This is a genomic window from Mucilaginibacter frigoritolerans (assembly GCF_007830615.1).
Taxonomy (GTDB): domain Bacteria; phylum Bacteroidota; class Bacteroidia; order Sphingobacteriales; family Sphingobacteriaceae; genus Mucilaginibacter; species Mucilaginibacter frigoritolerans.
In genome coordinates, this window is the sequence record NZ_VLLI01000031.1 from 1 (window position 1) to 1,059 (window position 1,059).

Here is a 1,059-nt window from a genome sequence, read left to right on the forward strand (position 1 = left end):
TGAGCCATTCCAGGTTAAACCTGAAGCGGTATTGCTGCCATAAAGAATTTGGCCGCCAGAGCTATTGTAAATATTACAGCCTACACTTAATGTATGTCCGTTTAAATTAATGGATGCACCGCTTGCCAGGGTTAATCCGTAAATACTTGCATCTGCTGTTAAAACCGGATATTGGCTTAACCCGGAAGGTATTTTTAAAGTTGCGGTTCCGGTAAAGGCCGGCAATTGATTCGAGGTTCCTAAAGTAGTATTGTTCCAATTGGTTGCAACAGTTGGATCTGTACTGGTTGCACCTGTCCATGTATAAGTTAGCCCACCATTTATACCGGCCTCATTGGTAGTATTAACTGTAGTTGATCCAACGTAGGTAAATGATACAGCGTTATTTTGGTTAACGTATTCCGCCTTTATCCAATCACTTGTTTTTGCGACACTGGATACACGGGCCTCATCAATAATACCATCAAAATAATATTTATTTCCACCTTCACCTACACCTATATAAAAAGGAGTGAGTTGAGTTGGATTCTGGGTAGTGTTTATAATTGAATATTGTACCCCATCAACATATGTACTCAAAGATGAACCATTATAAACGCCCTGAAGATAATGCCAGGACGACGCAGTTATTGCAGGCGCCGTTGGGGTTGCTCGCCTGGTAGTCGCATTTCCACCTTCAGTTTCAGGGATATTATTAACAAATACGCACAATTTAACACCACCGGAAGCCTGATCATTGATATCTTCATTATTCAGTACTTTTTGGTCACGTGAGGCAACAGTTAAATTAACCCATGCCGAAATGGTAAAATTCCCGGTAATACTTATTCCGTTTGATGTGATATTTGTAGAAGATCCGTTAAAAGAATAAGCGTTGGTAACTTTTCCGGAAACGAGATTACTTGCCGTCATTCCGTGAGTAGTACCTGTATTTCCATTGGCAGTAGCATCCTGTGTAGTACCCGTATAGGTTGTTTCGCCAAAATGATAAACAGCCTGGTAGTCGCTGGCCCATGTTTTTTGGTAAAACGCTGTATTGTGTGTTACCGTAGGCGCCAT

General features: G+C 41.3%; 1 protein-coding gene. It reads right to left on the reverse strand.

What is annotated here, in order from left to right:
* Positions 1 to 1,059 (reverse strand): LamG domain-containing protein (locus tag JN11_RS24285; protein WP_144916908.1); only part of this gene is annotated, 1,059 nt, incomplete at both ends.